This is a genomic window from Algibacter luteus, assembly GCF_030344935.1.
Taxonomy (GTDB): domain Bacteria; phylum Bacteroidota; class Bacteroidia; order Flavobacteriales; family Flavobacteriaceae; genus Arenitalea; species Arenitalea lutea.
In genome coordinates this window covers 144,890-171,333 of sequence record NZ_CP128313.1, presented here as the reverse complement: position 1 = coordinate 171,333, position 26,444 = coordinate 144,890, and the positions used below count along the sequence as shown (strand labels likewise).

Here is a 26,444-nt window from a genome sequence, read left to right as displayed (position 1 = left end):
AATACTAGTCAATATCCTTTTTAGGTTAAAATAAATGTATAAATTTGCACCTCGTTTAAAATAAGGTGTGCTTTTGCACTAAAAAACAACAAGTTAACTATGCCAATTGTAATAACCGAAGCTAAAATTTTTGCATGTACTCAAAGTAGAGTTCTGGGTAAAAAAATTGCTAAAGCTTTTGGTGCTAAATTAGGTAACGTCATCACGTCAACATATAGTGATGGAGAGTTTCAACCGTCTTACGAAGAATCGATAAGAGGGACTCGTATTTTCATTATTGGTTCTACCAATCCAGGACCCGAAAATTTAATGGAAATGTTGTTAATGATTGATGCTGCTAAACGCGCATCGGCAAGACATATTACGGCAGTGCTACCTTATTTCGGATGGGCCAGACAAGATAGAAAAGACAAACCTCGTGTGCCAATTGCTGCTAAGTTAGTAGCAAAAATGCTGGAAGCTGCAGGGGCGACACGAATTATAACAATGGATTTACATGCAGATCAAATTCAAGGGTTTTTTGAAAAACCTGTAGATCATTTATTTGCGTCAACAATCTTTTTGCCATACTTAAAAAGTTTAAACTTAGATAATTTAACCATTGCATCGCCAGATATGGGAGGTTCTAAAAGAGCTTATGCTTATTCAAAAGCATTACAAAGCGATGTAGTTATTTGTTACAAGCAACGTGCTAAAGCGAATATAATTTCGCACATGGAACTTATTGGAAATGTAGAGGGTAAAAATGTGGTGTTGGTAGATGATATGGTTGATACCGCAGGAACGTTAACAAAAGCTGCCGATTTAATGATGGAGCGTGGTGCTTTAAGTGTAAGAGCTATTTGTACACACCCTATATTATCTGGTAAAGCTTACGATAATATTAATAATTCAAAATTAGAAGAATTAATAGTTACAGATTCTATTCCGGTTAAACCTTTAAGCGATAAAGTTAAAGTTTTAAGTTGTGCAGATTTATTTGCCGAGGTTATGGATAAAGTGCATAATAATCAATCTATTAGTTCACAATTTGTGATGTAAATCACTTTAATAAAGAATAATAATTAAATAACAATAAAAACAATTATGAAATCAATTACAATCAACGGATCTCAAAGAGAAAGCGTGGGCAAAAAAGCAACAAAAGCCTTACGTAATGCTGGTCAGGTTCCTTGCGTACTATACGGAGGAGATAAGCCAGTGCATTTCTCTGCACCTGAATTAGCTTTCTCTAAACTTGTATACACACCAAATGCGCATACAGTTGTGATTGCTTTAGATAATGGCGATAAATTAAATGCCGTATTACAAGACATTCAATTTCACCCAGTAACAGACAGAATTTTACACGTAGATTTCTATCAATTATTTGAAGATAAAGAAATTGCTTTAAATATTCCTGTAAACGTGGTAGGTAACTCAAGAGGTGTTAAAAATGGAGGTGTTTTAAGAAGACCTTACAGAAAATTGCGTATTAAAGCACTTCCTGCTAATTTACCAGATTTTATCGAAGTAGATATTACACCATTAAAAATTGGTGATAAAATCGCAGTAGGCGATTTACCAAGCGATAAATACACTATTCTTCACCCAGATGCAACAGTTGTAGCCGCAGTTAGAACATCAAGAGTAGCTATTGCAGATGAAGAAGAGGAAGAAGAAGAAGGAGCAGAAGCAGCTGAAGGAGCAGAAACTCCAGCAGCAGAAGGCGCAGAAGCACCAGCAGCTCAAGAATAGAACATATTCTCTAATAAAATATAAAAGCATTCTGACATTTTCAGGATGCTTTTTTTATAATTAAATTTTGGGACGCCAGCCTGCCGGCAGGCAGGTTACCCCAAAGGGGTCGGGCTATTCGTTACAAGTTCTCGCTTAGCTGCGGGCTTTCCACTGCTATCCCTAACGCGGGCAATCTAGCCAGAAATAATTTAAGCAACATGTTTTTGGCATGTTTAATGTATTTTTGCTTCAAAATAAGAAAAGCATGTGGCAGTTTTTGTCAAATTTATTTAAAAAGAAAAATCAATTAGAAGAACAAGACCCTATGAAAAAATTTTTGATTGTAGGTTTAGGTAATATTGGCGAGAAGTATGAAAACACACGCCACAATATAGGCTTTAAAGTACTAGATTATTTTGCGAAGCAAGAAGATATTACCTTTACTACTGATAAATTAGGAGACGTTGCAACTTACAATTTAAAAGGAAGAACTTTTGTGTTTTTAAAACCAAGTACCTATATGAACTTAAGCGGTAAGGCAGTTCTGTATTGGTTAACAAAAGAGAAAATTCCTTTAGAAAATCTTTTAGTAGTAACAGACGATTTAAATTTACCTTTTGGAAGCATTCGCGTAAAAACAAAAGGAAGTGATGGCGGACATAATGGTTTAAAAGACATTCAAGACAAATTAAACACAACCAAATATAATAGGTTTAGGTTCGGAATTAGTGATGCTTTTAGTAAAGGTAGACAAGTAGATTATGTTCTAGGTGAATGGACAACCGAAGAAAACGATAAACTTAAAGAACGCCTGGATATAGGAGTAGAACTTATTAAATCATTTGCGCTTTCAGGCATTAATAACACCATGAATGCATTTAATGGTAAATAAAAAAAAGAGGCTTTAAAGCCTCTTTTTTTTATTCTATAATAATTTTTTTAATTGATTGTCGTAAGCCATCACTAACATTTAAAATATACATACCAGATTGTATGTTTTTTAAACGAACAGTTTCTTCTAAATCGCCGCTTTCATCAAATATATTGTTATAAATAACTCTTCCTCTTAAATCAACAAGGTCAACCTTTATTTTATTTGTTAAGCTACCATTCAATTTTATAGTAAACTCCCCTTTATTTGGGTTCGGATAAACAACAAAATTTTCAAAACCAAAAGTATTTACAGAAAGTGTAGGCATCACATTAATGGCATAATCTTCAACTTCACCATCAAAACCATTTTCACATGAACCTGGTAAACCATCATCTTTATATTTTGTAGTAATTCGCATTACGGTTGTGCCTAAAGCGGCATCATTTGGTATGGTGATACTTAGTGGCGAATTACCAGTTAGTCCATCGGCAACATTAAAAGCATCGCCCAAATCATATTCTTCACCTGCATCAAATTCACAATTATGGTTCCAGTCTATCCATGCTTTGGTGTTCGTGGTATAGGCGCCATCGCTAGGGTCTGTATTTACACGTACACTTAAACTGTATGAACTATCTCTATTTGCATCGGTTGGAGTTCCGCTGTAATTAGAATAGCCAGAAGGTTTCCCAGAAACTTGCATGATATCGCCAAACTCTACATAAGTTGTACTTGTTTGATAAGTTGTATTTCCGGCAGATGTACAAACACTATTAAAGAAAGGTAAGTCTATTGTTCTGTTTTTAGTTTCAGAAGGTGCAGTACCAATTATATTAATAAAGTAATTGTTTGGCGAAACACCATCTAAATTACTAATGGTTAATGTTACATTACCAGTGGTACTTCGGCTAGTAGGAGAAAAAGTTGCAGTACCACTACCTGGAATTCCAGAAGCACTAAACACTGTCGTTTCCGTAAAACCGTTTACAGCAAAATAGTCAAAATTATAAACTACAGTAGTTTCATCACAGTTTATAGGTGTTAGAGTTTCATTACCAATAAAAAAATCAGGATTGCTGGAAATAGAAAAATCAAAGTCTGACACGTCGTAGAAAATATTATCTGCGGCTTCAATAAGTATTCTTGCAGTTGCTGTGTCTGAAATGGTTGGCACTACATACGAAAACGAGCCGTCGTTAGGGGTGTTTGAAGCAATGGTAGTTGGAAATGTTAATCCGCCGTCTGTGGATAATTTAATGTTCACTAATTGACAATTAATAGTGCCAACATCAGCAGATTGTCCAACAATCCATTCAATATTTTGTGTTGAACCTTGTGCCCAAGACACCGGATTTACAACTGCAAATGGGTCTGTACTATTCACTGTAATGTCAACAAAATCTACGGCTGTTTGTCCACCGCCATTAGCACCAACAACATCATTATCCCTAACAGTAAGGGCAAAAGTCATAGTGCGATTAACAGATGGAATTTTTTCCCAAGCAGTAGAGCCACCTGCAGCAATATAATCGGCAAAAACAGGAATATTTCTAACGGGATTAGTTGTGCCTTCAAATGAGCGTACTAGTGGACCTGTAGTATTTGTTTCTTCTGGAAGTCCTGCAGGACCAAGATCGTATTGTTCCCAAGTATAAGTATGTCCTGCTGTTCCATCAGGATCAGAGGAGTCACCAACGAGTTTAAATGCCGTAGAAATTGGAATAGTATAATTTGGCCCCGCATTGGCTACTGGCGCATTATTCGATAGTGTGGTTTGCGTACCGCAGGTACTAAGCCCAGTTGTGATATTATCCCAAATCATTTGAATACTCTTTTGATGAAAGTAAGCATCACCATTAAATTGTATATTTTGAGGAGCACAAATACCCGCATAAGCCATTATTGTTGATCCACTTCCAGGTTCATAAGCGTTATCTGCAGTTCTATTGCCACTACAACTCCCTGCATCTCCATTAAAGGTATGAGGCGCACCAAATTGATGTCCCATTTCATGAGCTACATAATCAATATCATAAGCATCTCCAACAGGATTTGGTGATCCTGTAATGCCCATAGCTTTTCTACTTGCAACACAAGGAGAATTTAAGGAAGCTAAACCACCACCACCTGTACTAAACGTATGTCCAATATCATAACTAAATGGTGTTGAGGTTGCCGCGGCATCAATTTCTTGTTGACTTTCATTAATTAAAGCACTGGCATTATCATTTGAAAAAGAATCCGATAAAATAAATATGATATTGGTATTGTCTACCAAAGTCATTTTTATCGCTAAATCTCTTTGAAAAATGGTGTTTACACGATTCATAGTAACTACCATGGCAGCTAATACAGCTGCTTTTCTATCTTCTACCGAATCAAATCCTGTTAAACCTGCTGCTTCCCAATGAAATTGAGAATATTCTACCGTTGAGGCGAGCGCTAAATTAAAAGTTCGTAAAGCGCTGTCGCTAGGGTTTTTAAAAGCCATAGCACTTTTGCTAACGTCTCTAGCAGCAATCATATCATCTGGAACTAAGCATTCAAATTCTTTTTTTAATGCAGGAAGATCGCCTTTGTTATAAACAATATAGGAGTTGTTTTTGGTGTAAGGGTCTATAAATTGAATGCCTTTTTTTGACGACAGAGTCATAGCATGCAACCCTTGTGGTGTGATACTAAAACTAATTATAGATGAAGGGTTTTGTGTGTTTTTTCCAATATAAGTTCTAATTTCCGGGTGTTTTTTTTGAAATGCAGGTTCTAAGATTGAAGATTCTTGAACTTCAAAAGTATCAAAGCCTCCATCACTATTAGGAAATTGGACGGTTTGACTCTGTTTCTTGTTGGATTTTACACTTTTTGAAGCAAATGCCAGCGTATTTTTTAATTGTTCAACATTTAATTGAAAATATACTGATGCGTTTGGTTCAGTTTTTCTCACTACTTTTTTTCCAACTATAGCTTCATCTTTTGAAATTTTAGTCCAAATTTCTTGCTTGTTTTGGGAAAAAGCAGCTGACATTATAAATGAAAACAACAGTAGGTAAAAACAATTTTTCTTAGTAAAAAGTCTCATAGCAATATGGGGTTATTTTTTTAAGGCTTGATAAAAATAGGCTCTAAATGTATCAATTGCAAAAAATAATGAGTCATTTTAAATTTACATATATTTGTTTATGAAGTATTTTTATGCCTTTTATCTTATTATTTGCTTCGTTTCTTGTAAAGCAAAAAGTAACTTAACCTCAGAGAAAACAGGTGATGTAACGACTATGTTGTGCCCTGAAGACGGTGTTTGCACTTTCGAAATTCTAGAAAACTCTGCACTTAAAAATAAAACAGATCATTTAGGAAGTATTTACCCTGAAATTGTTCCAGGCAACACCTTAGTGGCTAAATTTGAATACAAAAAAAATAATGATATTAATTTACAGGATAGTAGTTATAGAGAAGAATTGTACATAGAATTAGATAAAAACAACCCTGAAATTGAAACGGAAAATTTAAAAAATGAAAATCTGTTTTTTGCGAGATGGTGTTATTGTAAGGGGCAAACGGGTTTTTATAAAATAAATAAAGGGAAATTAAAGGTTATTAAAATTTCTGAAAAAGACTATCAAATAAATCTCAGTTTTATAATAGATGAAGTACCACAAATTATTAACAAAATAAATTACAATTTCAGTCTACAATAAAGGTTTATTGTTTGTTTTAAAAGACATTATACCTAGTTTTGTTTAAAAATAAAAAGCTTGAAAACAAAGCATAATCTAAATACTTTACCAGATAAACCAACCGTTGTAACCATCGGCACTTTTGATGGTGTGCATATTGGGCATCAAAAAATTATTCAGCGTTTAATAAATACAGGAAAAGAAGAAGGATTAAAGTCTGTAATATTAACATTCTTCCCGCATCCAAGAATGGTTTTGCAAAAAGATTCCAACATAAAATTAATAAATACCATTGATGAGCGCCATGGTATTTTAAAAAATATGGGACTCGATTTTCTAGTCATTAAAAAATTCACACACCAGTTTTCAAGACTTTCAGCTGAAGATTTTGTAAAAGACATTTTGGTAGAAAAGCTTAAAGCAAAAAAAGTTATTATTGGCTACGACCACAGATTTGGAAGAAACAGAAATGCCGATATTAATGATTTAAAAGTTTATGGAGAGGCTTTTGGATTTGAGGTTGAAGAAATTTCAGCTCAAGATATTGACGATGTTGCGGTAAGCTCAACAAAAATAAGAACAGCCATAACTGAAGGCGATATTAAAAAGGCTAACGATTATTTAGGCTATCATTTTATGCTTACTGGTAAAGTTACTAAAGGCAAAGGCTTGGGTAAACAAATAGATTATCCAACGGCAAATATTGAGATTACGGAAGATTATAAAATTATTCCAAAACAAGGTTCTTACATTGTAAAATCAATTATAAGCGATAAACTTGTTTATGGTATGATGAATATTGGTATGAATCCAACCGTTAATGGAAGTATGCAAACCATTGAGGTTCATTTTTTTGATTTTGATAAAGATATTTATGGAAAAACTATTGAGATAGAGTTGCTTGATAGGATACGCGATGAAGAAAAATTCGAATCTATCGAAGCACTTAAACTTCAGCTTGCAAAAGATAAGGAATCGGCATTGAAATTTATTTCAAACCAAAATGCTCAATAAGGCATTATTTAAACATATCGATAATTCTGCTTTAATTGTTTTCAGGATATGCTTCGGCTTACTTTGTTTTTTGGAATCTGTAGGTGCCATATTTACGGGCTGGGTTAAGCGCACTTTAGTTGAACCTGATTTCACGTTTAATTTTATAGGATTTGAATTTTTACAGCCTTTACCAGGAAACGGCATGTATTATTATTACGCCATAATGGGTGTTTTTGGGTTGTTTATCATGCTAGGTTACAGGTATCGATTTAGTATGGTAATGTTCACTGTAATGTGGTCTGCAACGTATTTAATGCAAAAATCATCATACAACAATCATTACTACTTATTGATGCTATTAAGTGGTTTAATGGTATTTCTGCCAGCTCATAAATACGCATCTTTGGATGTTAAATTAAACCCGAAACTAAAGAGTTTTTCCATGCCACAATGGTGTAGTTGGGTAATTATTTTGCAACTTTTTATTGTTTACAGCTATGCTTCATTAGCTAAATTTTACCCAGATTGGTTAGATGCTTCAGTTATCAAGCTAATGATGACTGCCAAAAGAGATTATATGCTTGTTGGAGATTTACTTCAGCAAGATTGGTTGCACTATGTTTTGGCTTATGGAGGTATTTTGTTTGATGGTTTAATTGTACCCTTATTGCTTTTCAAACCTACCAGAAAATATGCTTTTATAGTTTCAATTTTCTTTCATCTATTCAATTCGTTCATATTTCAAATTGGTATTTTTCCGTATTTAGCTTTGGCATTTTCGTTATTCTTTTTTCCTTCAAGTAGTATTCAAAAAATATTCTTAAAAAATAAACCGTATTACAACTCAGAAACGGTAATTATTCCCAAATATAAAACGCCTTTAATTTTAGGTTTTGTCATTTATTTTGTAATTCAAATAGGCTTACCGTTAAGGCATTATTTTATTGAAGATAATGTACTTTGGACGGAAGAGGGCCATCGTTTATCATGGCGGATGATGCTTCGAGTAAAAAACGGACATACAACGTATTGGGTTCAAAACAAAGAGACTGGAAAACGCATGAATATAAATCTTGATAATTATTTAAGTCCCAAACAAAAACGAACGGCAAGTACCAAACCAGATGTGATTTGGCAATTTGCACAACACCTAAAAGAAGATTTTAAAAATAGAGGAGAAGATGTTTCGGTTTATGTAAATAGCAAAGTAAGTGTGAATGGAAAGCCTTATAAAACGCTTATTGATCCTGAAGTTGATTTAGCAAATGTACCCTGGAATGTTTTTAAACATTGCGATTGGATTTTACCTTCAAAAGAAGACTAATTATATATTCAATTCCTTAAATTTGTCGTTTAAATTTTCAAGACATGTTACAAGTTGCTTTTATTAGAGAGAACAAAGATTTGGTTATAGAGCGATTAGCTAAAAGAAATATTGAAGCTTCGCAATTAATTAATGATGTTATAAATTTTGATGAAGACCGAAGACGACTTCAAACAGAATTAGATAATACTTTGGCTGAATCTAATACCTTATCAAAGGAAATAGGAAACTTATACAAATCTGGTAATGTTGAAAAAGCTAATCAATTAAAAGAGAAAACAAGCCAATTAAAAGAAACTTCAAAAGATCTTTCTGAAACTTTGAATACAAAGGCGGAAGCATTAAATGAGCTGCTTTATAAAATACCAAATGTTCCTCATGATTCTGTGCCACGTGGAAATTCGGAGCTTGATAATGAAGAGGTTTTTAAAGCAGGTGATATTCCGAAATTACATCTAGGCGCATTGCCACATTGGGAGTTAGCCAAGAAGTACGATATTATAGATTTTGAATTAGGAAACAAAATTACAGGAGCCGGTTTTCCTGTGTACAAAGGAAAGGGGGCTAAGTTACAACGTGCTTTAATTGCTTATTTTTTAGATAAAAACACAGCCGCAGGTTATACCGAATATCAATTACCTCTGTTGGTAAATGAGGCTTCTGGATTTGGTACTGGACAGTTGCCAGATAAAGAAGGCCAAATGTATCATGTAACCGAAGATAATTTGTACTTAATTCCAACAGCAGAAGTGCCGGGAACAAATATATTTAGGGATGTCGTTTTAAACGAAAGTGATTTACCTATTGGTATTACAGGATACACACCTTGTTTTCGTCGCGAAGCAGGTAGTTACGGAGCGCATGTTAGAGGATTAAACAGATTACATCAGTTTGATAAAGTAGAAATTATAAGAGTGGAACATCCAAGTAAATCGTATGATGCGCTTGATGGGATGGTAAACCACGTTAAAGATATTTTAAAAGAATTAAAATTACCATACCGAATTTTGCGATTATGTGGTGGAGACACCTCATTTGCATCAGCTCTAACTTACGATTTTGAAGTATTTTCTACGGCGCAAGATCGTTGGTTAGAAATATCATCAGTATCAAATTTTGAAACCTTTCAAGCCAACCGATTAAAGCTTCGATATAAAAATAGCGAGGGCAAAAATGAATTGGCGCACACGCTTAATGGAAGCGCTTTAGCTTTACCAAGAGTATTAGCTGGAATTCTTGAAAACTACCAAACAGAAGATGGAATTCTTGTGCCAGAAGTACTTCAATCTTATACAGGTTTTGAAATTATAAATTGAAGCAATAAGATTACAAATATCTTTATTTGACCACAAAAACATCGATGAAATGCATTTTTCGTATGCTGTTTGACGATTTGAATTAGATTTTCTTGATTATTAAGTATTTATTTTTGAAGTTTGTTCTTCCAAATCTACTTAACCTACTTAATTATGAAGAATGTTAAACGCATTGTATTAATTATTGCATTAATTTTTTTCGCATCCAAAGTTTTATCCTCAGATTTCAATCTGTTCAAATCTGAAAATAAAACATCTACAATTGCGAGTAAATAAAATATTTTTTACAATTAAATAAGATTTTAGTAAAATAGTCGTTCTTATGTATAATAAGAAATAAAGACTGTCCCCAATCGAGTTTTTAATTAGCGAGTAGTTAATAGAAGATAATTTTTGGTTGGTAAGTGCCCAATTTATATTGGGCACTTTTTTTATAAATATCTAGAAATAACATGCGTTTGTGTTTAGAATCGACTCAATACTAAATATACTTCTATAAATACGTGACTAGCATGTTAAAAATTTCATATTAGAACAAGTTCAACACCTTACATTTGCTATATTTACGCTATGCGATATCTTTTAATTTTATGTTTATTAGTTTCGGGTATTTTGTATTCGCAAAATCCTACGCTTGCCGATGATTATTTTGAAAAGGGTGAATATAAAAAAGCCTTAATTGAATATCAGAAATTGCACGCAGAGTCAACTTCAAACATTACCTATATCAACAAAATTATAAGCACGCATCAACAATTGGAGCAGTACGATGAAGCTGAAGGTTTTATTGTAAAACTCATGGAGCGAATTAATTATCCCGCATTTTTGGTAGAACTTGGATATAATTATCAACTTAATAACAATCCTGATAAAGCAAGCGAATATTACCAATTGGCTATCTCAAAAATAGACGAAAAGGCTAGTCATGTTTTTGGTATCTCCCGTAGTTTTCAAAATCATGCATTATTAGACCAAGCTGTAATTGCTTTTGAGAAGGCCGCTAATTTAAATCCTAATTATAATTTTAGTGTCCAACTTGCACAAATCTATGGAGAGCAAGGTAATATGGAAAAGATGTTTCATAGTTACATAAACTTTGCAGAATCCAATCCACGTGTTATAAGAGATGTTAAGAGAGCATTAAATGATTTTATTACTGAAGATAGTTCTAATGAAAATAACATACTGTTTAGAAAAATTCTGCTAAAAAAAATGCAGGAAGAACCTAATATATTATGGAACGAATTATTAAGCTGGTTATTTATTCAGCAAAAAGATTACAAAAAAGCATTTACTCAAGAAAAGGCCATTTATAAAAGACAACCAGAAAATTTAAACAGAATAGAAGAAGTGGCACTAATGGCTTCAAACGACAATGAAAATGAAATTGCAAGAGAAATTTTTAATTTCATTATAGATACGTCTCAAGATGCCGAAACCAAACTTGAAGCTCATAAAAATGTTATCGATATAGATATTAAAGAAAGTTCGAAAACAAATTATAATACCATCAAATTGAAATTTGAAGACTTGCTGAAAGAATTTGGGAATACGCCTGAAACAATAGAGTTACAGATAGCTTATGCGCATTTTTTAGCATTCTATTTAAATGAAACACAAGACGCTATTAATTTCTTAGAAACCAGTTTAAAATTGCCACTTGCATCTATAGAAAAGGCACAAATAAAACTTGAGTTAGGCGATATTTTAGTATTGCAAGAACAGTTTAATAAAGCCTTAATTTATTACACACAAATACAGCGTAATTTAAAAAACAGCACCATTTCGCAAATGGCGAGATTCAAAGTGGCTAAGGCTAGTTACTATAAAGGCGATTTTAAGTGGGCCGAATCACAATTAAAAATTTTAAAGGCATCAACGTCACAACTTATTGCTAATGATGCTCTTGATTTAAAACTTTTAATAACAGACAACAAATATGAAGATTCACTTCAAACAGCATTGAAATTATATGCTAAAGCCGATTTATTATCATTTCAGAATAGAAATCAGGAAGCAATTAGTTTATTAGATAAAATTTTAGATGAACATAAAACAGAGCCAATTGTTGCCCAAGCGCTTTACAAACAAGCGCAATTGTTTGAAATGAATTTGGAATTTGAAAAGGCAAAAGCAAACTACGAGGTAATTATTGAAAACTATAGAGAGGGTATTTTAATTGACGATGCCAATTTTCATCTAGCAGAAATTTATGAAAAGCAATTAGATCTTCCAAAAAAAGCAAAAGCCTTGTATGAGCAAATTATTTTTAATCATGCCGATAGTATTTACTATGTTGAGGCTAGAAAAAGATTTAGAGCTTTACGTGGCGATGCGATAAATTAATATGAATATTGCAACTACAGAGCGGTTGCTCATTAAAAAATTCAATTTAGAAGACGCTGCATTTTTAAAAGATTTAGTGAACACGCCAAATTTTTTAAAGTTCATAGGTAATAGAAATGTTAATACCCTTAAAGAAGCTAAAGCCTATATTAGAAAGACCCATTTTAAAAGTTACGATGCACACGGGTTTGGGTTTTATAAATTAATTTTAAAAGAAACTAATTTGCCTATTGGGACCTGTGGATTGGTAAAAAGAGATGAATTAGATGATGTGGATATTGGGTTTGCTTTTTTAGAAGATTATGAAAGAAAAGGCTACGGATTCGAAGCTTCTAAAGCCATAATAAAACTTGCTAAAGAACAATTTAACCTAAATAAATTATTAGCTATTACTGTGCCGTATAATACAGGCTCAATAAAATTATTAGAAAAACTAGGATTTACTTTCGAAAAAAAGATAAAACCTTTTGAAGATGATGAGGAACTACTGTTATTTGCAAAAACATTAAAATAAATATGATTATATATAACGTAACTGTAAATATTGACGAATCTATTCACGACGAATGGCTCACTTGGATAAAAGAACATATTCCTCAAGTTTTAGGTACAGGCAAATTTGAAAAAGCCACCCTGTCTAGAGTTTTAGTAGAAGAAGAAATGGGAGGTGTTACGTATTCTGTTCAATACCGTTCGTATTCGAGAGAAGCGCTAGATGCATATTATAGAGAAGATGCAGATAAATTGCGTACTGAAGGACTTAAAAAATTTGCAGATAAAATGTTGGCTTTTAGAACCGAGCTTCAAATTGTGGATGAATACACGGTAAACTTTAAGTAGTTTAATTTTGAAACAAACGGCAATTTTAAATGGCCACCTATAACTTTAATACATACAACCAGTGTCAAACCAACATCAAGTAAAAGCTAAAAAACATTTAGGACAACATTTTTTAAATGACGAATCAGTAGCTGAAAGAATAGCCGATTCACTCACCTTAAAAAATTACAAAAATGTTTTAGAAATTGGTCCTGGTATGGGGGTGTTAACCAAATATTTACTTAAAAAAGATATTAAAACCTACGTTATCGAAATTGATACCGAATCGGTTGAATATTTACAATCCAATTACTTAAACTTAGCACCAAGAATAATTGAAAAGGATTTTTTAAAGTACAATTTAAAAGAAACTTTTAAAGAAGAACCATTCGCCATTATTGGTAATTTCCCTTATAATATTTCAACACAAATAGTATTTAAAACTTTGGAAATGCGCGATCAAATCCCTGAATTCTCTGGGATGTTTCAAAAAGAAGTTGCGCAACGAATTTGCTCTAAAGAAGGCAGTAAAGTGTATGGTATTCTTTCGGTTTTAACTCAAGCATTTTATGATGCAGAATATTTATTTACGGTGCCGCCAAATGTTTTTAACCCGCCACCAAAAGTGGAGTCTGGAGTTTTAAGGCTTACCAGAAAAGCAGATTACACATTGCAATGTAACGAAGCTCTATTATTTAAAGTTGTCAAAGCGGCATTCCAACAACGCCGAAAAACAATGCGTAATAGTTTAAAAACATTCAATTTATCCGATAATTTAAAAGCAAATAGTATATTTGGCAAGCGTCCAGAACAATTAAGTGTGCAAGCGTTTATTGAACTCACACAATTAATTGAAAACGACCAACATTAAATATAGATACAATTGGTATATACTTTAGTGTCTAAATCTCATCGAGCCCTGTTATATTGATGCAAGAAGAAAACGAAAACATACAATTTCAGCTAACCGACGAACTCGTTGAGCAAGTTGAGTTGCTTATCGAAGAACAAAACGATAAAGCACTCAAAAAACAACTTGATGCGTATCACTATGCCGATATTGCCGAAATTCTAGATGAGCTCAATCTCGATAATGCCATTTATATCATAAAACTTCTAGGTTCTGAAACTACTTCAGATATTTTAATGGAGTTGGATGAAGACAACCGAGAAAAAGTCTTAAAAAATCTTTCAGCAAAAGAAATAGCCGAGGAAGTAGAAGAGTTAGATACCGATGATGCTGCCGATATTATTGCTGAATTATCCGAAGAGCGTCAACAAGCAGTAATCGATCAAATTGAAGACGAAGAGCACAAAGCCGAAATCACCGAACTTCTAGCTTATGATGAGGATACTGCAGGTAGTTTAATGGCAAAAGAGCTGGTAAAAGTTTACGAGACTTGGACGGTTGCAGGTTGTATGCGCAGAATTCGTGGTCAAGCTCAAGAAGTTACACGTGTGCATTCCATTTATGTAGTAAACAAAGAAGAAAAACTTATTGGGAGGCTGTCGCTAAAAGACTTAATTGTAGCTAAAAGTGAGCAAAAAATATCAGATTTAGTAAAAGTAAATGTTGATTATGTAAATGTTAATGATGATGTGGAAGACGTTGCCAAAATCATGGCAAAATACGATTTAGAAGCTATTCCTGTAGTTGATGATAACAAAACACTTCTAGGAAGAATTACCATTGATGATATTGTTGATGTTTTAAAAGAAGAAGCCGATAAAGATTACCAAATGGCTGCAGGTATTACTGGCGATGTCGAGGCAGACGACAGTATTTTTGAACTTACTAAAGCCCGTTTACCTTGGCTATTTTTAGGTTTAGTTGGAGGTGTTGGCGCCTTTTTAATTATGGAAGGATTTGAGGGGCTTTTTACAGGTAAAGCTGTTATTTTGTTCTTTTTCACACCATTAATAGCAGCTATGGCAGGAAACGTCGGGGTACAATCTAGTGCAATTATTGTGCAAGGTTTAGCCAACGATGATGTTCGCGGAAGCGTCAATAGCAGATTAATAAAAGAAATGTTGCTAGCTGCCCTAAATGGTTTCATCCTAGCTATATTTTTATTCTTATTTGTTTGGGCTTTTAAAGGTGAAATAATCACTGCCTTAGCCATTTCTATATCCTTGGTTGCAGTAATTATAGTTGCAGGACTTATTGGTACTTTCGTACCATTATTTTTAAATAAACGCGGTATCGACCCAGCTATTGCAACAGGACCTTTCATCACAACTAGCAACGATATTTTAGGAATATTACTCTACTTCTGGATTGCTAAAACGATTTTAGGAATTTAAAAATCCGACGGTCAAGAATAAGCAAGAGTCTTATCATATTTATCAATATTTGGGCGTTACCACAAGGGTCGGGCTTTACGCTACAATCTTTTTGATCGTGTCTCACAAAAAGGATTTTCACTTCAATCCCTAACGCAAAAACATTGTATTTTTGTAACTTAATAAATTCAAATGAAAATACTGCACCTCGATAGCAATCATCAATTATTAATAAATCAATTAAACGATTTAGGATATACAAATCATGAAGATTACAAGTCGTCAAAAGAAGTTGTAGAAGCAACAATTCATGAGTACGATGGCATTGTTTTAAGAAGCTGTTTTACAATAGACCAACAATTTCTCGACGCAGCAATAAACCTAAAATTTATAGCTCGCGTTGGTGCAGGGTTAGAAAATATAGATTGCGACTACGCACATAAAAAAGGAGTGTATTTAATATCGGCACCAGAAGGTAACCGAAACGCTGTTGGCGAGCATACTTTAGGCATGCTTCTATCCCTTTTCAACAAACTTAATAAAGCCGACGCTGAGGTGAGAGGTGGTAAATGGTTAAGAGAAGATAATCGCGGAATAGAGTTAGATGGCAAAACGGTAGGTTTAATAGGCTACGGCAATATGGGTAAGGCTTTTGCAAAAAAATTACACGGTTTTGATGTGGAGGTACTTTGTTACGATATCAAAGAAAACGTTGGTGATGCTAATGCAAAACAAGTTACACTTCAAGAATTTCAAGGAATAGTAGATGTGGTTAGTTTGCACACACCGCAAACACCACTCACATTAAACATGATTAATGCATCTTTTATTAATCAAATTAAAAAACCATTTTGGTTCTTTAATACCGCTCGAGGTAAAAGCGTAGTGACTTCAGATTTGGTTTCAGCTTTAAAATCGGGTAAAATATTGGGTGCCGGACTCGATGTTTTAGAATATGAGAAAGCATCTTTTGAAAGTCTGTTTTCTTCAGAAATGCCAGAAGCATTTCAGTATTTAATCAATTCAGAAAACGTATTACTTACGCCGCATGTCGCAGGTTGGACTATTGAAAGCAAAGAAAAACTAGCTCAAACCATAGTTGATAAAATTAAAGCAAAATTTTGTTAATTTTAATACATGAAGAAAACCGTTATTGTTTTTTCATTACTAATTTTAGCACTACTTGTTCTGTTTCAATTCAGTAGGTACACGTTAGTTAGTGGCGATTTACAAACCGAATATGTCATGGCAATTATTGCAATTATATTTTTCGGTATTGGGATTTTCATTAATAAAAAGACTCAAAATAAACAACAAGCATCCACTAAAAAGGAGATTGATTACCAAAAAATTGAAGATTTAGGCTTAAGTAAACGAGAGTACGAAGTATTACAAGAAGTCGCTTCGGGCTTGTCTAACCAAGAAATAGCCGACAAATTATTTGTTTCAGAAAGCACTATAAAAACACACGTTTCTAATGTTCTTGTGAAGTTGAATGCAAAACGCAGAACACAAGCTATTCAAATTTCAAAAGCTCTAAATATTATTTAATTCACACTTTTAATACTAAAGTAGTAGCAATTTAGTACTTTAGTATGAGCTTCAATTCTTTCCATAGCACTACTTTTGGTTAACTAATCAAAGTAAGATAAAATGAAAAAAACGGTTATTAAGTTTGGCCTTCTAGCTTTTTTAAGTGGGTTTATATTATTCGGATTGCCCTTCTTTTTAGGCATGGGCGTAGATTATGACTATGGTGAACTTATTGGATACACCGCCATGGTTCTCTCGTTACTGTTTGTTTATTTCGGAATCAAACATTACAGAGATAAAGAAAATAATGGTAAAATAAGTTTTAGAAAAACCATATTAATTGGTATGCTCATTACTTTCGGATCAGCAGTTGGGGTGGCACTATTCGATTATATTTATACTTCACAAATTAATCCAGACTTTGCTAGCGAGTATTTGGAGTATTCTATAAATAAAATGCAAGAAACTTTATCTGCTGAAGAAGTAAAGGTTAAAGCAGCAGAGTTAAAACAACAAATGGAAGATTATGGGAGCCCAGGATTTATGGCATTTATGATGTTTGCATCAGTGGTAATCCTTGGTTTTATCATTACATTAATATCAGGTTTAATTTTGCAACGTAAATAATATAGGCATGCAGTACAAGGCAACATCACCAGAAGATTATATTAATCAAGTTCCAGAAGAACGACAAGACACCCTTAAAAAGCTTAGAAAAACAATAAAAGATAATTTACCTAAAGGGTTTGAAGAAGGCATTCAATATGGTATGATTGGGTATTATGTACCACATTCAATTTATCCAGATGGTTACCATTGTACACCTTCAGAACCATTGCCATTCATGAGTTTTGCATCACAAAAAAACTCTGTCAACTTATATCACAGTGGTATTTACGCAAATCCCGATATGTATAAATGGTTTGTGAATGAATACCCAAAACATTCTTCGCTTAAATTAGATATGGGTAAAAGTTGTATCCGTTTTAAAAAAATTGAAGCCATTCCTTTTGATTTAATTGCTGAATTGACTTCTAAAATGACAGTTGAAGATTGGATTGAATTGTACGAAACTAACATTAAAAAGAAATAACATGACACTAGGAGCATTTTCAATAAGTTTAAGTGTAAAGGACCTAAAAACCTCAAAAGAATTCTACGAAACTTTAGGGTTTACAGTATTTGCAGGTGATATGAGTATGAATTATCTTATAATGAAAAATGATAAAGCACTTATTGGTTTATTTCAAGGTATGTTTGATAATAATATTATAACATTTAATCCAGGTTGGGACGAAAATGCTAACAAGCTTAAATCTTTTGACGATGTACGAGACATTCAGAAACATTTAAAAGATCATAAAATTAAGCTTGTTAATGAAGCAGATGAAACCACAACAGGTCCTGCGAATATTGTTTTGTATGATCCAGACGGGAATACCATACTTATTGATCAACACGTTTAAAAGCATTTATTGATGAAAAAAAGAGTTACAGGAATAGGCGGATTGTTTTTTAAAACAAAAGATCCAAAAACTACAAAAGAGTGGTATAAAAATCATTTAGGATTTAACACTGATGATTACGGATGTACCTTTTGGTGGAAAGATGAAAACGGAAATAAATGCTCAACACAATGGAGCCCTTTTCCAGAGGACACTAAATACTATAACCCTTCTAAGAAAGATTTTATGTTTAACTATCGTGTTGAAAATTTACGCGAATTACTCAAGATATTAAAAAAAGAAGGAGTAACTATTGTTGGTGAAGTAGAAGAGTACGAGTATGGAAAATTTGGCTGGATTTTAGATAACGATGGCAATAAAATTGAACTTTGGGAACCTATAGACAGTGCTTTTTTGTAAATTCGATTTTCGTAAAAAGTAACTATTGAATTATTTAGAAATACTACAATCTTACCAATTAACTGCAATACAATGGTTAGCCATAAGTTTTGCGGTTTTTTTATTAGGCTTATCTAAGTCTGGTTTTAAAGGCATTGGGATAATAATCGTTGTTATTTTAGCCTTCGTTTTTGGCGAAAAGGCATCAACAGGAATTTTACTTCCAATGCTTATTGCTGCGGATATTTTTGCTGTTATTTACTACAACAGACATGCACAATGGCACATTATTAAAAAATTAATCCCGTGGATGATTGTTGGTGTTTTAGTGGGTGTTTGGGTTGGTAATGATATTTCTGAAATGGTTTTTAAAAGGCTTATGGCCATAATTATTATCATTTCAGTGCTTATTATGTTTTACACAGAACATAGAAAGTCCAATAATGTTCCACAAAACAAACTATTTGGTATTATTACAGGCTTTTTAGCTGGTTTTACAACAATGATTGGCAATCTAGCTGGCCCCATTTCTAATATTTATTTCCTCGCCATGCGATTTCCAAAAAACGAGTTTATAGGTACTGCAGCTTGGTTGTTTTTTATCATCAACGTGTTTAAATTACCCTTTCATATCTTTGTTTGGAAAACAGTAACATACCAATCTTTGGTTTTAAATTCAGTCTTATTTCCCGCAGTAATTATTGGTTTTTTTTTAGGAGCTTATATTGTAAAACTTATCTCTAATGTAAATTATAGACGTTTTATTTTGGCTGTTACGGCTCTTGGAGGCATTATTATGCTTTTTAAATAGTAACAAATATGTATCTGTGTAACAAAATGTTAATTTAAATGACTTATAAGTAAAGGAGTTTTTTATTAACTTTATAGTCTAACCAAAATTATTACAGAATGGCTGATGAAAAAAATTTAAGCGACGATTTAAACGATATGTTGGGCGACGCTAAAGAAGGCGCAAAAAAAGCAGCGAATAAGGCTGAAGACTTAGCAGGAGAAGCTAAAGAGAAGGCAAAAGAATTTGCAAATGAAGCAAAAGAAACAGCTTCGGAATTTACAGAGGGTGCAAAAGAAGCATTTGATAAAGCCTCGGGAGAAAATAAAAAAATTCTGGCAGGCGTTTTAGCCATTTTATTAGGAGCCCTAGGTATTCATAAATTTATATTGGGATATAATAAAGAAGGTATTATCATGCTAATTGTTACTTTAGTAATTGGAGGTTTTACTTGCGGAATGGGTGTAGGTTTAATGGGTATAGTTGGACTTATAGAAGGTATAATTTATTTAACAAAATCAGACGTTGAGTTTTATAACACCTATCAGGTCGGAAAAAAACCTTGGTTCTAATTGAACAACTTAAAATAAAAAAAGCCAAAATATATATTTTGGCTTTTTTTATTAAAACAGAAATAGTTTAGTCTCCTTTGTTTTCTAACTTTCGTTCTAATTCTGCTTGAAATTCTTCCATAACAGGTTTTACCGTGCTTTCAGGAAGATCGGCAATTCTTATATACATCAATCCATCAACCGAATTATTGAACAACGGATCGACGTTAAACGCTACCAAACGCGCATTTTGTTTGATGTATTTTTTTAACAAAACAGGTAGTCTCAAAGCACCTGGTTCTATTTCATCAATAAATTTATCAAACTTATTTAAATCTGCTTCAGCTTCATCAAAAACAAAATCTTTATCTGCATCTTTTAGTTTTACCTTAAATTCCTTTTTAGGATGGACGTATTGAGCTATGTACGGATCGTAATAATGTGATTTCATAAATTCTACCATCAAAGATTTTGAGAAGTTTGAAAACTGATTGCTAATACTAACACCTCCAATTAAATATTTATGTTCAGGAAAACGTAAGGTGGTGTGAACAATACCTTTCCAAAGTAAAAATAAAGGCATTGGTTTTTGTTGGTATTCTTTAATTATAAATGCGCGACCCATCTCTATAGATTGGCTCATCATTTTATGCAATTCGGGTTCAAACCTAAATAAATCTTGCAGGTAAAAACCATCAATACCATAGCGTTCATAAATTTGAGAACCTAACCCCATTCTGTAAGCGCCGGCAAGCACATTATTTTCGTTGTCCCATAGGAACATATGGTGGTAATAATTATCAAAAGCATCCAAATCTATAGCTTCATTGGTGCCTTCACCAACTTCTCTAAAGGTAATTTCTCGCAACCTTCCTATTTCACGCAGGATATTCGGAATTTTTTCGGCTTGTGCTAAAAACACTTCGTAATTTTTACTTTGTAGTAGCCTTGAATCATTTTCTCTAAGGGCGTCAACCTCTTTGGTCATTAACCCATTTTCAACGGGTGTTACTATGTTTTTAGGTGCTTTAGGTGTTTTTAAACTCGATGAAATATTATCTAGTATTTTTGGTTTATCTTCAAATGCATTCGATAACATATAGGTTTTACGTCTTAAAAATTCGGTAAAATCTTCTAGTGTATTGTGTTCTTTTTGGTCGGCAACAGAAATGGGTTTTCCTATGCGTACTCTAATGGTTCGCCTTTTTTGAGTTAATAATTCTGAAGGTAATTTAGCGGTTCTAAACGTATCGCTAATTTTAGAAAGCTTGTAGAATAATTTACTGTTTTTGGCGTGAAAGTAGATTGGAACCACGGGAACCTCCGCTTTTCTTACTAGCTTCATGGCAGCTTCTTCCCAAGGTCTGTCTACCACCAACTTACCATCTCTGTAAGTTGAAACTTCACCAGCTGGAAAAATACCTAGAGGATGTCCATCTCTTAAATGTAGTATGGCACTTTTAAACCCAGAAAGACTAGATTTCACATCTTTTCTATCTTCAAAAGGATTAACAGGCATGATATAAGGTTTCAATGGCTCAATTCTATGAAGTAAAAAATTGGCTATTATTTTAAAATCTTTGCGTTGTTCTAGCATTAATTTCAAAAGTAAAATACCATCAATACCACCTAGTGGATGGTTAGAAATAGTAATGTATGGGCCTTCTTTTGGTAAGCGTTTTAAATCTTCATCGGGAATTTCAAATTTAATTTGAAAATCGCCTAGTATACCATCTAAAAAAGGAATTTCACTAAGGTGTTTGTTGCGCTTGTATATTTTATTTAATGTAGATATTTTAAGAACTTTCATTAAAAGCCAACCAATAAACGTGCCTATAAAGCCATATTTATCGAGTTGAATAGCTTTTGCGACTTCTTTTGCATTTACCAATCCTATATCTTGTGGTTTACTCATAAGTGTAAATGTACTAAATAAACTATTTAGTTATAATTTGAACAGTTTCTTGGGTTAATTGTTTAAGCAATACGGTTTTACCTTTTTCAATTTGATTTATTGCCGATTGATTATAATGACGAATCGTATAAAGCGACACGTTTTTATGACTATTCACCTTAAATTTTGATTTTAATTGCTGTAACAATTTATCCAAATTATTATAAATATTATCAACACATACAGAAAAACTAATGGCCGAATTTTGAATAACATCAACTTTCATCTTATACCTATGTAAGAGTGTAAAAATTTCGCTGATATTTTCTTCTACTATATAAGAGAAGTCTAATGATGACAATGAAATTAAAACCTGGTTTTTTTTCACTATAAAACAAGGTATCATAGGTTTTAAAGTTACATTTTTACCAATTTGTGTGCCTGCAGACTCAGGGTTTAAAAATGATTTGACATACAATGGGATTTCTTTTCTTTGCAGAGGCTGTAACGTTTTTGGATGAATTACCGATGCACCATAAAATGCCAATTCTATGGCTTCTCGATACGATATATTTTCTAATAACTGAGCATTTTCAAAATATCTAGGGTCTGCATTTAAAACCCCAGGAACATCTTTCCAAATGGTTACTTGTTCTGCATTAAGGCAGTAAGCATATATGGCTGCCGTATAATCACTACCCTCTCTACCCAGCGTTGTGGTGAAATTATTATCGTCGCTTCCTAAAAAACCTTGGGTGATATTTAAAACCGATTTATTAAAATTTGATGAAATAAGTTTTTGAGTTTCAGCCCAATTTACATTTGCGCGTCTGTAATAATTATCAGTTTTTATATGATTTCGAACGTCTAACCAAGTATTTTTTATGTCAATAGAATTTAAATATTCACTGATTATGGTGGTAGAAGCTAATTCTCCAAATCCTATAACTTGATCGTATACAAAATTATAATCAGGCGATTTATTAGATTTAAAAAACCCATTTAATTCGTCAAATAAATCATTTACTTTTTTAAAGGCTTGATGGTTAACATTCTCGAATAAACCTAGTAGAATTTCATTATGAAATTTTTTTACTTCCTGAATAGCACTTTGTAATTCGGTTTTGTTTTCAAAATAATTTTTAATGACACCCTCTATAGCATTGGTAGTTTTTCCCATTGCAGATACTATAATTAAAGTGTTTTTATGTCCTACTTTGTTTAAAACAGAAGCTAAATTTTTTACACCTTTAGCATCTTTAACAGATGCTCCACCAAATTTAAAAACTTGCATACGATACCAATTTTTACTTATTTAATTAATATTGTCGGTATTATAGTTTTGCCACATAATTTTTTATACCTGCCTCGTCTAGCCAAACAACATCCCAATCTCGTAATACTTTGGCGCCTTTTTTTTCGTAAAATGCGATGGCACTCTCATTCCAATCAATCACTTCCCAATTGATGCGTTTAACACCTAAATCGTAGCTGTATTTTACAACTTTATCTAATAAGGCAGTTCCTAACCCTGTTCCTCTCATGGCCTGACTTACTATTAAATCTTCAAGATGGATAATTTTTCCTTTCCATGACGAATAACGATTATAAATTAGAGCTATACCTTCAATTTTAGAATTTACAGTTGCAACAAAACAATGAAATGCAGGCTGTTCTCCAAAACCATCTTCTTCCAAGTCTTTTACAGTAACTTCTACCGCATCTGGTTCTTTTTCAAATATTGCTAATTCCGTTATTAATTCTAAAACGGCAGGCATATCTTCTTTCTTGGCATTTCTTATTGTGAAATTCATATTTTATATAATTATTTCAAATATAGTTTAAACTTCATTATTTAGAACCGTTATATTAAGTGAAAACGTTGAAATCTCCTATTTTTTTATAATATTTGTATTATCTAAAAAACCAAAGATATGGCCCATAAAAAGCAAACCTTAGGAGAGTTTATAATTGAAAATCAATCGTCATTCCAGTATTCTTCTGGTGAATTATCTAGCCTTCTTAATTCATTAAGATTAGCTGCAAAAATTGTAAACCATGAAGTTAATAAGGCGGGTTTAGTTGATATTATAGGGGCTGCAGGAGATACGAATATTCAAGGTGAAGACCAGCAAAAATTAGATGTTTATGCTAATGAAAAGTTTATTCAAACGCTTACAAAGCGAAATATTGTTTGTGGAATTGCTAGTGAAGAGGAAGATGATTTTATAAGTATTAATAGTCAAGATGAAAATCATCAAAACAAATATATAGTGCTCATTGATCCGTTGGATGGCTCGTCTAATATTGATGTTAATGTATCGGTTGGTACTATCTTTTCAATTTATAGACGTGTAACACCAGTTGGCACACCTGTTTCGTTAAAAGATTTTTTACAAAAAGGAGATGCACAAGTAGCTGCTGGTTACATTGTTTATGGTACTTCTACTATGTTGGTTTATACTACTGGTGATGGCGTAAATGGTTTTACCTTAAACCCAGCAATAGGTTCATTTTATCTATCACATCCAGATATGCAATTCCCTGAGGATGGCAATATATATTCTGTAAATGAAGGAAATTATATTCATTTTCCTCAAGGGATAAAAAATTATATAAAATACTGTCAGAAAGAGGAAGAAGATAGACCTTATACCTCTAGATATATTGGATCATTGGTATCAGATTTTCATAGAAATATGATTAAAGGCGGAATTTATTTATATCCACAAAGTTCTAAAAATCCAAATGGTAAATTACGTTTGTTATATGAATGTAACCCGATGGCGTTTTTAGCAGAACAAGCTAATGGATTAGCAAGTGATGGGTATGCCCGAATTATGGAGATAGAACCAACTGAATTGCACCAACGAGTGCCATTTATTTGTGGAAGTAGAAATATGGTTAAAAAAGCAGAAGAGTTTATGACTGACGCTCTGAAATAAATAGAGACGAATAAAAAAAAGCGAACTAAACAGTTCGCTTTTTTTTATTTATAAATGTTCATAATTTACATTGCAACTAAATCTCCAGATTCGTCTTTTGTTGGTAAATTGGTTTTACCCATTAAATAGATATCTACCTGTCTTGCTGCTTCTCTACCTTCAGAAATAGCCCAAACTATTAAAGATTGCCCACGACGCATATCGCCAGCTGTAAATATATTTGGAATATTAGTTTGGTATTTTCCGTATTCTGCTTTATAATTTGAACGTACGTCAGTTTCAATACCTAGTTTATCTGCAAGTGTACTTTCAGGACCAGTAAAACCTAATGCAAGCAATGCTAAATCACAAGGCCATGTTTTTTCTGTACCAGGTATTTCTATAAGTTGCGGACGCTCTCCAGGAACCATTTTCCATTCTACGTTTACAGTTTTTAGAGCTGTTAACTTTCCGTTTTTATCTTTTACAAATTCTTTGGTGTTTATAAGCCAATTGCGTTCTACTCCTTCTTCATGAGATGAAGATGTTTTGAGTTGTAATGGCCAAAAAGGCCATGGTGTTGTTGGCGAACGATGCCCTGGTGGTTTAGGCATGATTTCAAAATTTACAACCGATTTTGCTCCATGACGATTTGAAGTACCAATACAATCTGAACCAGTATCTCCGCCACCAATTACAATAACGTTTTTATCAGTTGCTAAAACTTGGTTTTCTACTTTTTTACCAAACAAAACTTTAGTTTGTTGCGTTAAGAAATCCATAGCTTGAACTACTCCATCGGCATCAATTCCTGGTGTTGGTAAGCTTCGTCTTTCTGTTGCTCCACCACATAAAACAACCGAATCAAATGCCTTTAATTCTTCAACATCGTAGTTTACACCTACGTTTACATTGGTTTTAAAGGAAATGCCTTCAGCTTCTAAAATGGCTAATCGACGATCAATGATCTCTTTTTCCATTTTAAAGTTAGGAATACCATAACGTAATAAACCTCCAATTTCATCATCTCGTTCAAATACGGTTACCGTGTGTCCTGCTCTATTTAGTTGTTGGGCAGCGGCTAACCCAGCAGGACCTGAACCTACAACAGCAACAGTTTTACCTGTTCTCGTTTTTGGTGGTTGTGGTTTAATCCACCCTTCTTTAAAGGCACGTTCTACAATATTTTTTTCAATATTTTCTATAGATACAGGGTCTTCAATGATTCCTAAAACACATGATTTTTCGCAAGGAGCTGGACATAACCTTCCTGTAAACTCTGGAAAATTATTAGTTGAGTGTAATATCCAAGAAGCTTTTTGCCATTCACCTTGATGAACCATATGATTAAAATCTGGAATTAAATTCCCTAATGGGCATCCACTATGGCAAAAAGGAATACCACAATCCATACAACGAGAACCTTGTTTTTGTAGTTCAGGCTCATTTAATGGTACTGTAAATTCTTTATAATGTTTTACACGGTCTTTTACCGGCGTGTAAGTTTCATCTTGTCTTTCAAATTCTTTAAATCCTGTTACTTTTCCCATGACA

The 26,444-nt window shown here is 33.1% G+C and carries 26 protein-coding genes; 21 read left to right on the top strand and 5 right to left on the bottom strand.

Going from position 1 to position 26,444, the window contains the following annotated elements; genetic code table 11:
• The first annotated feature begins 99 nt into the window (after positions 1-99).
• The 3 genes from O5O44_RS00695 (at position 100) to pth (ending at position 2,611) form a co-directional block, all read left to right on the top strand.
• Complete coding sequence (locus tag O5O44_RS00695; RefSeq protein WP_019386808.1) at positions 100-1,041, top strand: ribose-phosphate pyrophosphokinase; 942 nt, start codon at positions 100-102, stop codon at positions 1,039-1,041.
• Between the two features lie 45 nt (positions 1,042-1,086).
• On the top strand, positions 1,087-1,737 hold the full coding sequence (locus O5O44_RS00690; protein ID WP_019386807.1) for a 50S ribosomal protein L25/general stress protein Ctc: 651 nt from the start codon (positions 1,087-1,089) through the stop codon (positions 1,735-1,737).
• Between the two features lie 247 nt (positions 1,738-1,984).
• A complete protein-coding gene (gene pth / locus O5O44_RS00685; protein WP_289196454.1) occupies positions 1,985-2,611 on the top strand; it encodes an aminoacyl-tRNA hydrolase in 627 nt (208 codons plus the stop codon).
• A gap of 28 nt (positions 2,612-2,639) precedes the next feature.
• Here the strand turns inward: pth and O5O44_RS00680 are convergent, their stop codons facing one another.
• Positions 2,640-5,618 (bottom strand): reprolysin-like metallopeptidase, encoded by a 2,979-nt coding sequence (locus O5O44_RS00680; protein ID WP_289195328.1) that lies wholly within the window; start codon positions 5,616-5,618, stop codon positions 2,640-2,642.
• Positions 5,619-5,772: 154 nt separating this feature from the next.
• Between O5O44_RS00680 and O5O44_RS00675 the strand changes: the two genes are divergently transcribed.
• From O5O44_RS00675 to O5O44_RS00595, 17 genes are all read left to right on the top strand, one after another.
• Positions 5,773-6,291 carry a hypothetical protein gene (locus O5O44_RS00675; RefSeq protein ID WP_289195327.1) on the top strand — a complete coding sequence of 173 codons (519 nt, stop codon included), beginning with the start codon at positions 5,773-5,775 and terminating at the stop codon, positions 6,289-6,291.
• A gap of 57 nt (positions 6,292-6,348) precedes the next feature.
• Entirely contained in the window at positions 6,349-7,284 is a 936-nt protein-coding gene (locus O5O44_RS00670) for a bifunctional riboflavin kinase/FAD synthetase (protein WP_289195326.1), read from the top strand.
• Positions 7,274-8,590: an HTTM domain-containing protein gene (locus O5O44_RS00665; protein ID WP_289195325.1), complete on the top strand. Its 1,317-nt coding sequence runs from the start codon at positions 7,274-7,276 to the stop codon at positions 8,588-8,590. Before O5O44_RS00670 ends, O5O44_RS00665 begins: the two co-directional genes overlap by 11 nt.
• 44 nt (positions 8,591-8,634) lie before the next feature.
• Entirely contained in the window at positions 8,635-9,906 is a 1,272-nt protein-coding gene (serS, locus tag O5O44_RS00660) for a serine--tRNA ligase (protein WP_289195324.1), read from the top strand.
• A 570-nt stretch (positions 9,907-10,476) separates the two neighbouring features.
• The gene (locus O5O44_RS00655) at positions 10,477-12,252 is read left to right on the top strand and encodes a tetratricopeptide repeat protein (RefSeq protein WP_289195323.1); all 1,776 of its coding nucleotides are present in this window, start codon (positions 10,477-10,479) and stop codon (positions 12,250-12,252) included.
• Between the two features lies 1 nt (position 12,253).
• A complete protein-coding gene (locus tag O5O44_RS00650; RefSeq protein WP_289195322.1) occupies positions 12,254-12,766 on the top strand; it encodes a GNAT family N-acetyltransferase in 513 nt (170 codons plus the stop codon).
• 2 nt (positions 12,767-12,768) lie between these two features.
• Entirely contained in the window at positions 12,769-13,092 is a 324-nt protein-coding gene (locus O5O44_RS00645) for a DUF4286 family protein (RefSeq protein WP_289195321.1), read from the top strand.
• 61 nt (positions 13,093-13,153) lie between these two features.
• The gene (rsmA, locus tag O5O44_RS00640) at positions 13,154-13,942 is read left to right on the top strand and encodes a 16S rRNA (adenine(1518)-N(6)/adenine(1519)-N(6))-dimethyltransferase RsmA (RefSeq protein WP_289195320.1); all 789 of its coding nucleotides are present in this window, start codon (positions 13,154-13,156) and stop codon (positions 13,940-13,942) included.
• Between the two features lie 59 nt (positions 13,943-14,001).
• A complete protein-coding gene (gene mgtE / locus O5O44_RS00635; protein ID WP_019386796.1) occupies positions 14,002-15,375 on the top strand; it encodes a magnesium transporter in 1,374 nt (457 codons plus the stop codon).
• 171 nt (positions 15,376-15,546) lie between these two features.
• Entirely contained in the window at positions 15,547-16,482 is a 936-nt protein-coding gene (locus O5O44_RS00630) for a 2-hydroxyacid dehydrogenase (RefSeq protein WP_289195319.1), read from the top strand.
• A gap of 9 nt (positions 16,483-16,491) precedes the next feature.
• Positions 16,492-16,905, top strand: a complete 414-nt coding sequence (locus tag O5O44_RS00625) for a response regulator transcription factor (protein WP_289195318.1) — start codon at positions 16,492-16,494, stop codon at positions 16,903-16,905.
• 102 nt (positions 16,906-17,007) lie between these two features.
• Entirely contained in the window at positions 17,008-17,514 is a 507-nt protein-coding gene (locus O5O44_RS00620) for a DUF4199 domain-containing protein (RefSeq protein ID WP_019386793.1), read from the top strand.
• Between the two features lie 7 nt (positions 17,515-17,521).
• On the top strand, positions 17,522-17,980 hold the full coding sequence (locus O5O44_RS00615; RefSeq protein ID WP_019386792.1) for a DUF1801 domain-containing protein: 459 nt from the start codon (positions 17,522-17,524) through the stop codon (positions 17,978-17,980).
• A 1-nt stretch (position 17,981) separates the two neighbouring features.
• Positions 17,982-18,353: a VOC family protein gene (locus tag O5O44_RS00610; protein WP_289195317.1), complete on the top strand. Its 372-nt coding sequence runs from the start codon at positions 17,982-17,984 to the stop codon at positions 18,351-18,353.
• Positions 18,354-18,365: 12 nt separating this feature from the next.
• Positions 18,366-18,752 (top strand): VOC family protein, encoded by a 387-nt coding sequence (locus O5O44_RS00605; protein ID WP_289195316.1) that lies wholly within the window; start codon positions 18,366-18,368, stop codon positions 18,750-18,752.
• A gap of 25 nt (positions 18,753-18,777) precedes the next feature.
• Positions 18,778-19,542 (top strand): sulfite exporter TauE/SafE family protein, encoded by a 765-nt coding sequence (locus O5O44_RS00600; RefSeq protein ID WP_289195315.1) that lies wholly within the window; start codon positions 18,778-18,780, stop codon positions 19,540-19,542.
• A 98-nt stretch (positions 19,543-19,640) separates the two neighbouring features.
• Positions 19,641-20,093 (top strand): NINE protein, encoded by a 453-nt coding sequence (locus tag O5O44_RS00595; RefSeq protein ID WP_019386788.1) that lies wholly within the window; start codon positions 19,641-19,643, stop codon positions 20,091-20,093.
• Positions 20,094-20,160: 67 nt separating this feature from the next.
• Here the strand turns inward: O5O44_RS00595 and O5O44_RS00590 are convergent, their stop codons facing one another.
• From O5O44_RS00590 to O5O44_RS00580, 3 genes are read right to left on the bottom strand one after another with little or no spacing between them, the layout of a single operon-like run.
• Positions 20,161-21,987 carry a GNAT family N-acyltransferase gene (locus O5O44_RS00590; RefSeq protein WP_019386787.1) on the bottom strand — a complete coding sequence of 609 codons (1,827 nt, stop codon included), beginning with the start codon at positions 21,985-21,987 and terminating at the stop codon, positions 20,161-20,163.
• Positions 21,988-22,009: 22 nt separating this feature from the next.
• Positions 22,010-23,260 carry an aspartate kinase gene (locus O5O44_RS00585; protein WP_289195314.1) on the bottom strand — a complete coding sequence of 417 codons (1,251 nt, stop codon included), beginning with the start codon at positions 23,258-23,260 and terminating at the stop codon, positions 22,010-22,012.
• 40 nt (positions 23,261-23,300) lie between these two features.
• Positions 23,301-23,780, bottom strand: a complete 480-nt coding sequence (locus O5O44_RS00580) for a GNAT family N-acetyltransferase (RefSeq protein ID WP_289195313.1) — start codon at positions 23,778-23,780, stop codon at positions 23,301-23,303.
• 120 nt (positions 23,781-23,900) lie between these two features.
• Between O5O44_RS00580 and fbp the strand changes: the two genes are divergently transcribed.
• The gene (fbp, locus tag O5O44_RS00575; protein ID WP_019386784.1) at positions 23,901-24,911 is read left to right on the top strand and encodes a class 1 fructose-bisphosphatase; all 1,011 of its coding nucleotides are present in this window, start codon (positions 23,901-23,903) and stop codon (positions 24,909-24,911) included.
• Positions 24,912-24,976: 65 nt separating this feature from the next.
• Here fbp and O5O44_RS00570 read toward each other — a convergent pair whose 3' ends face one another.
• On the bottom strand, positions 24,977-26,440 hold the full coding sequence (locus O5O44_RS00570) for a glutamate synthase subunit beta (RefSeq protein WP_289195312.1): 1,464 nt from the start codon (positions 26,438-26,440) through the stop codon (positions 24,977-24,979).
• Positions 26,441-26,444 lie beyond the last annotated feature (4 nt).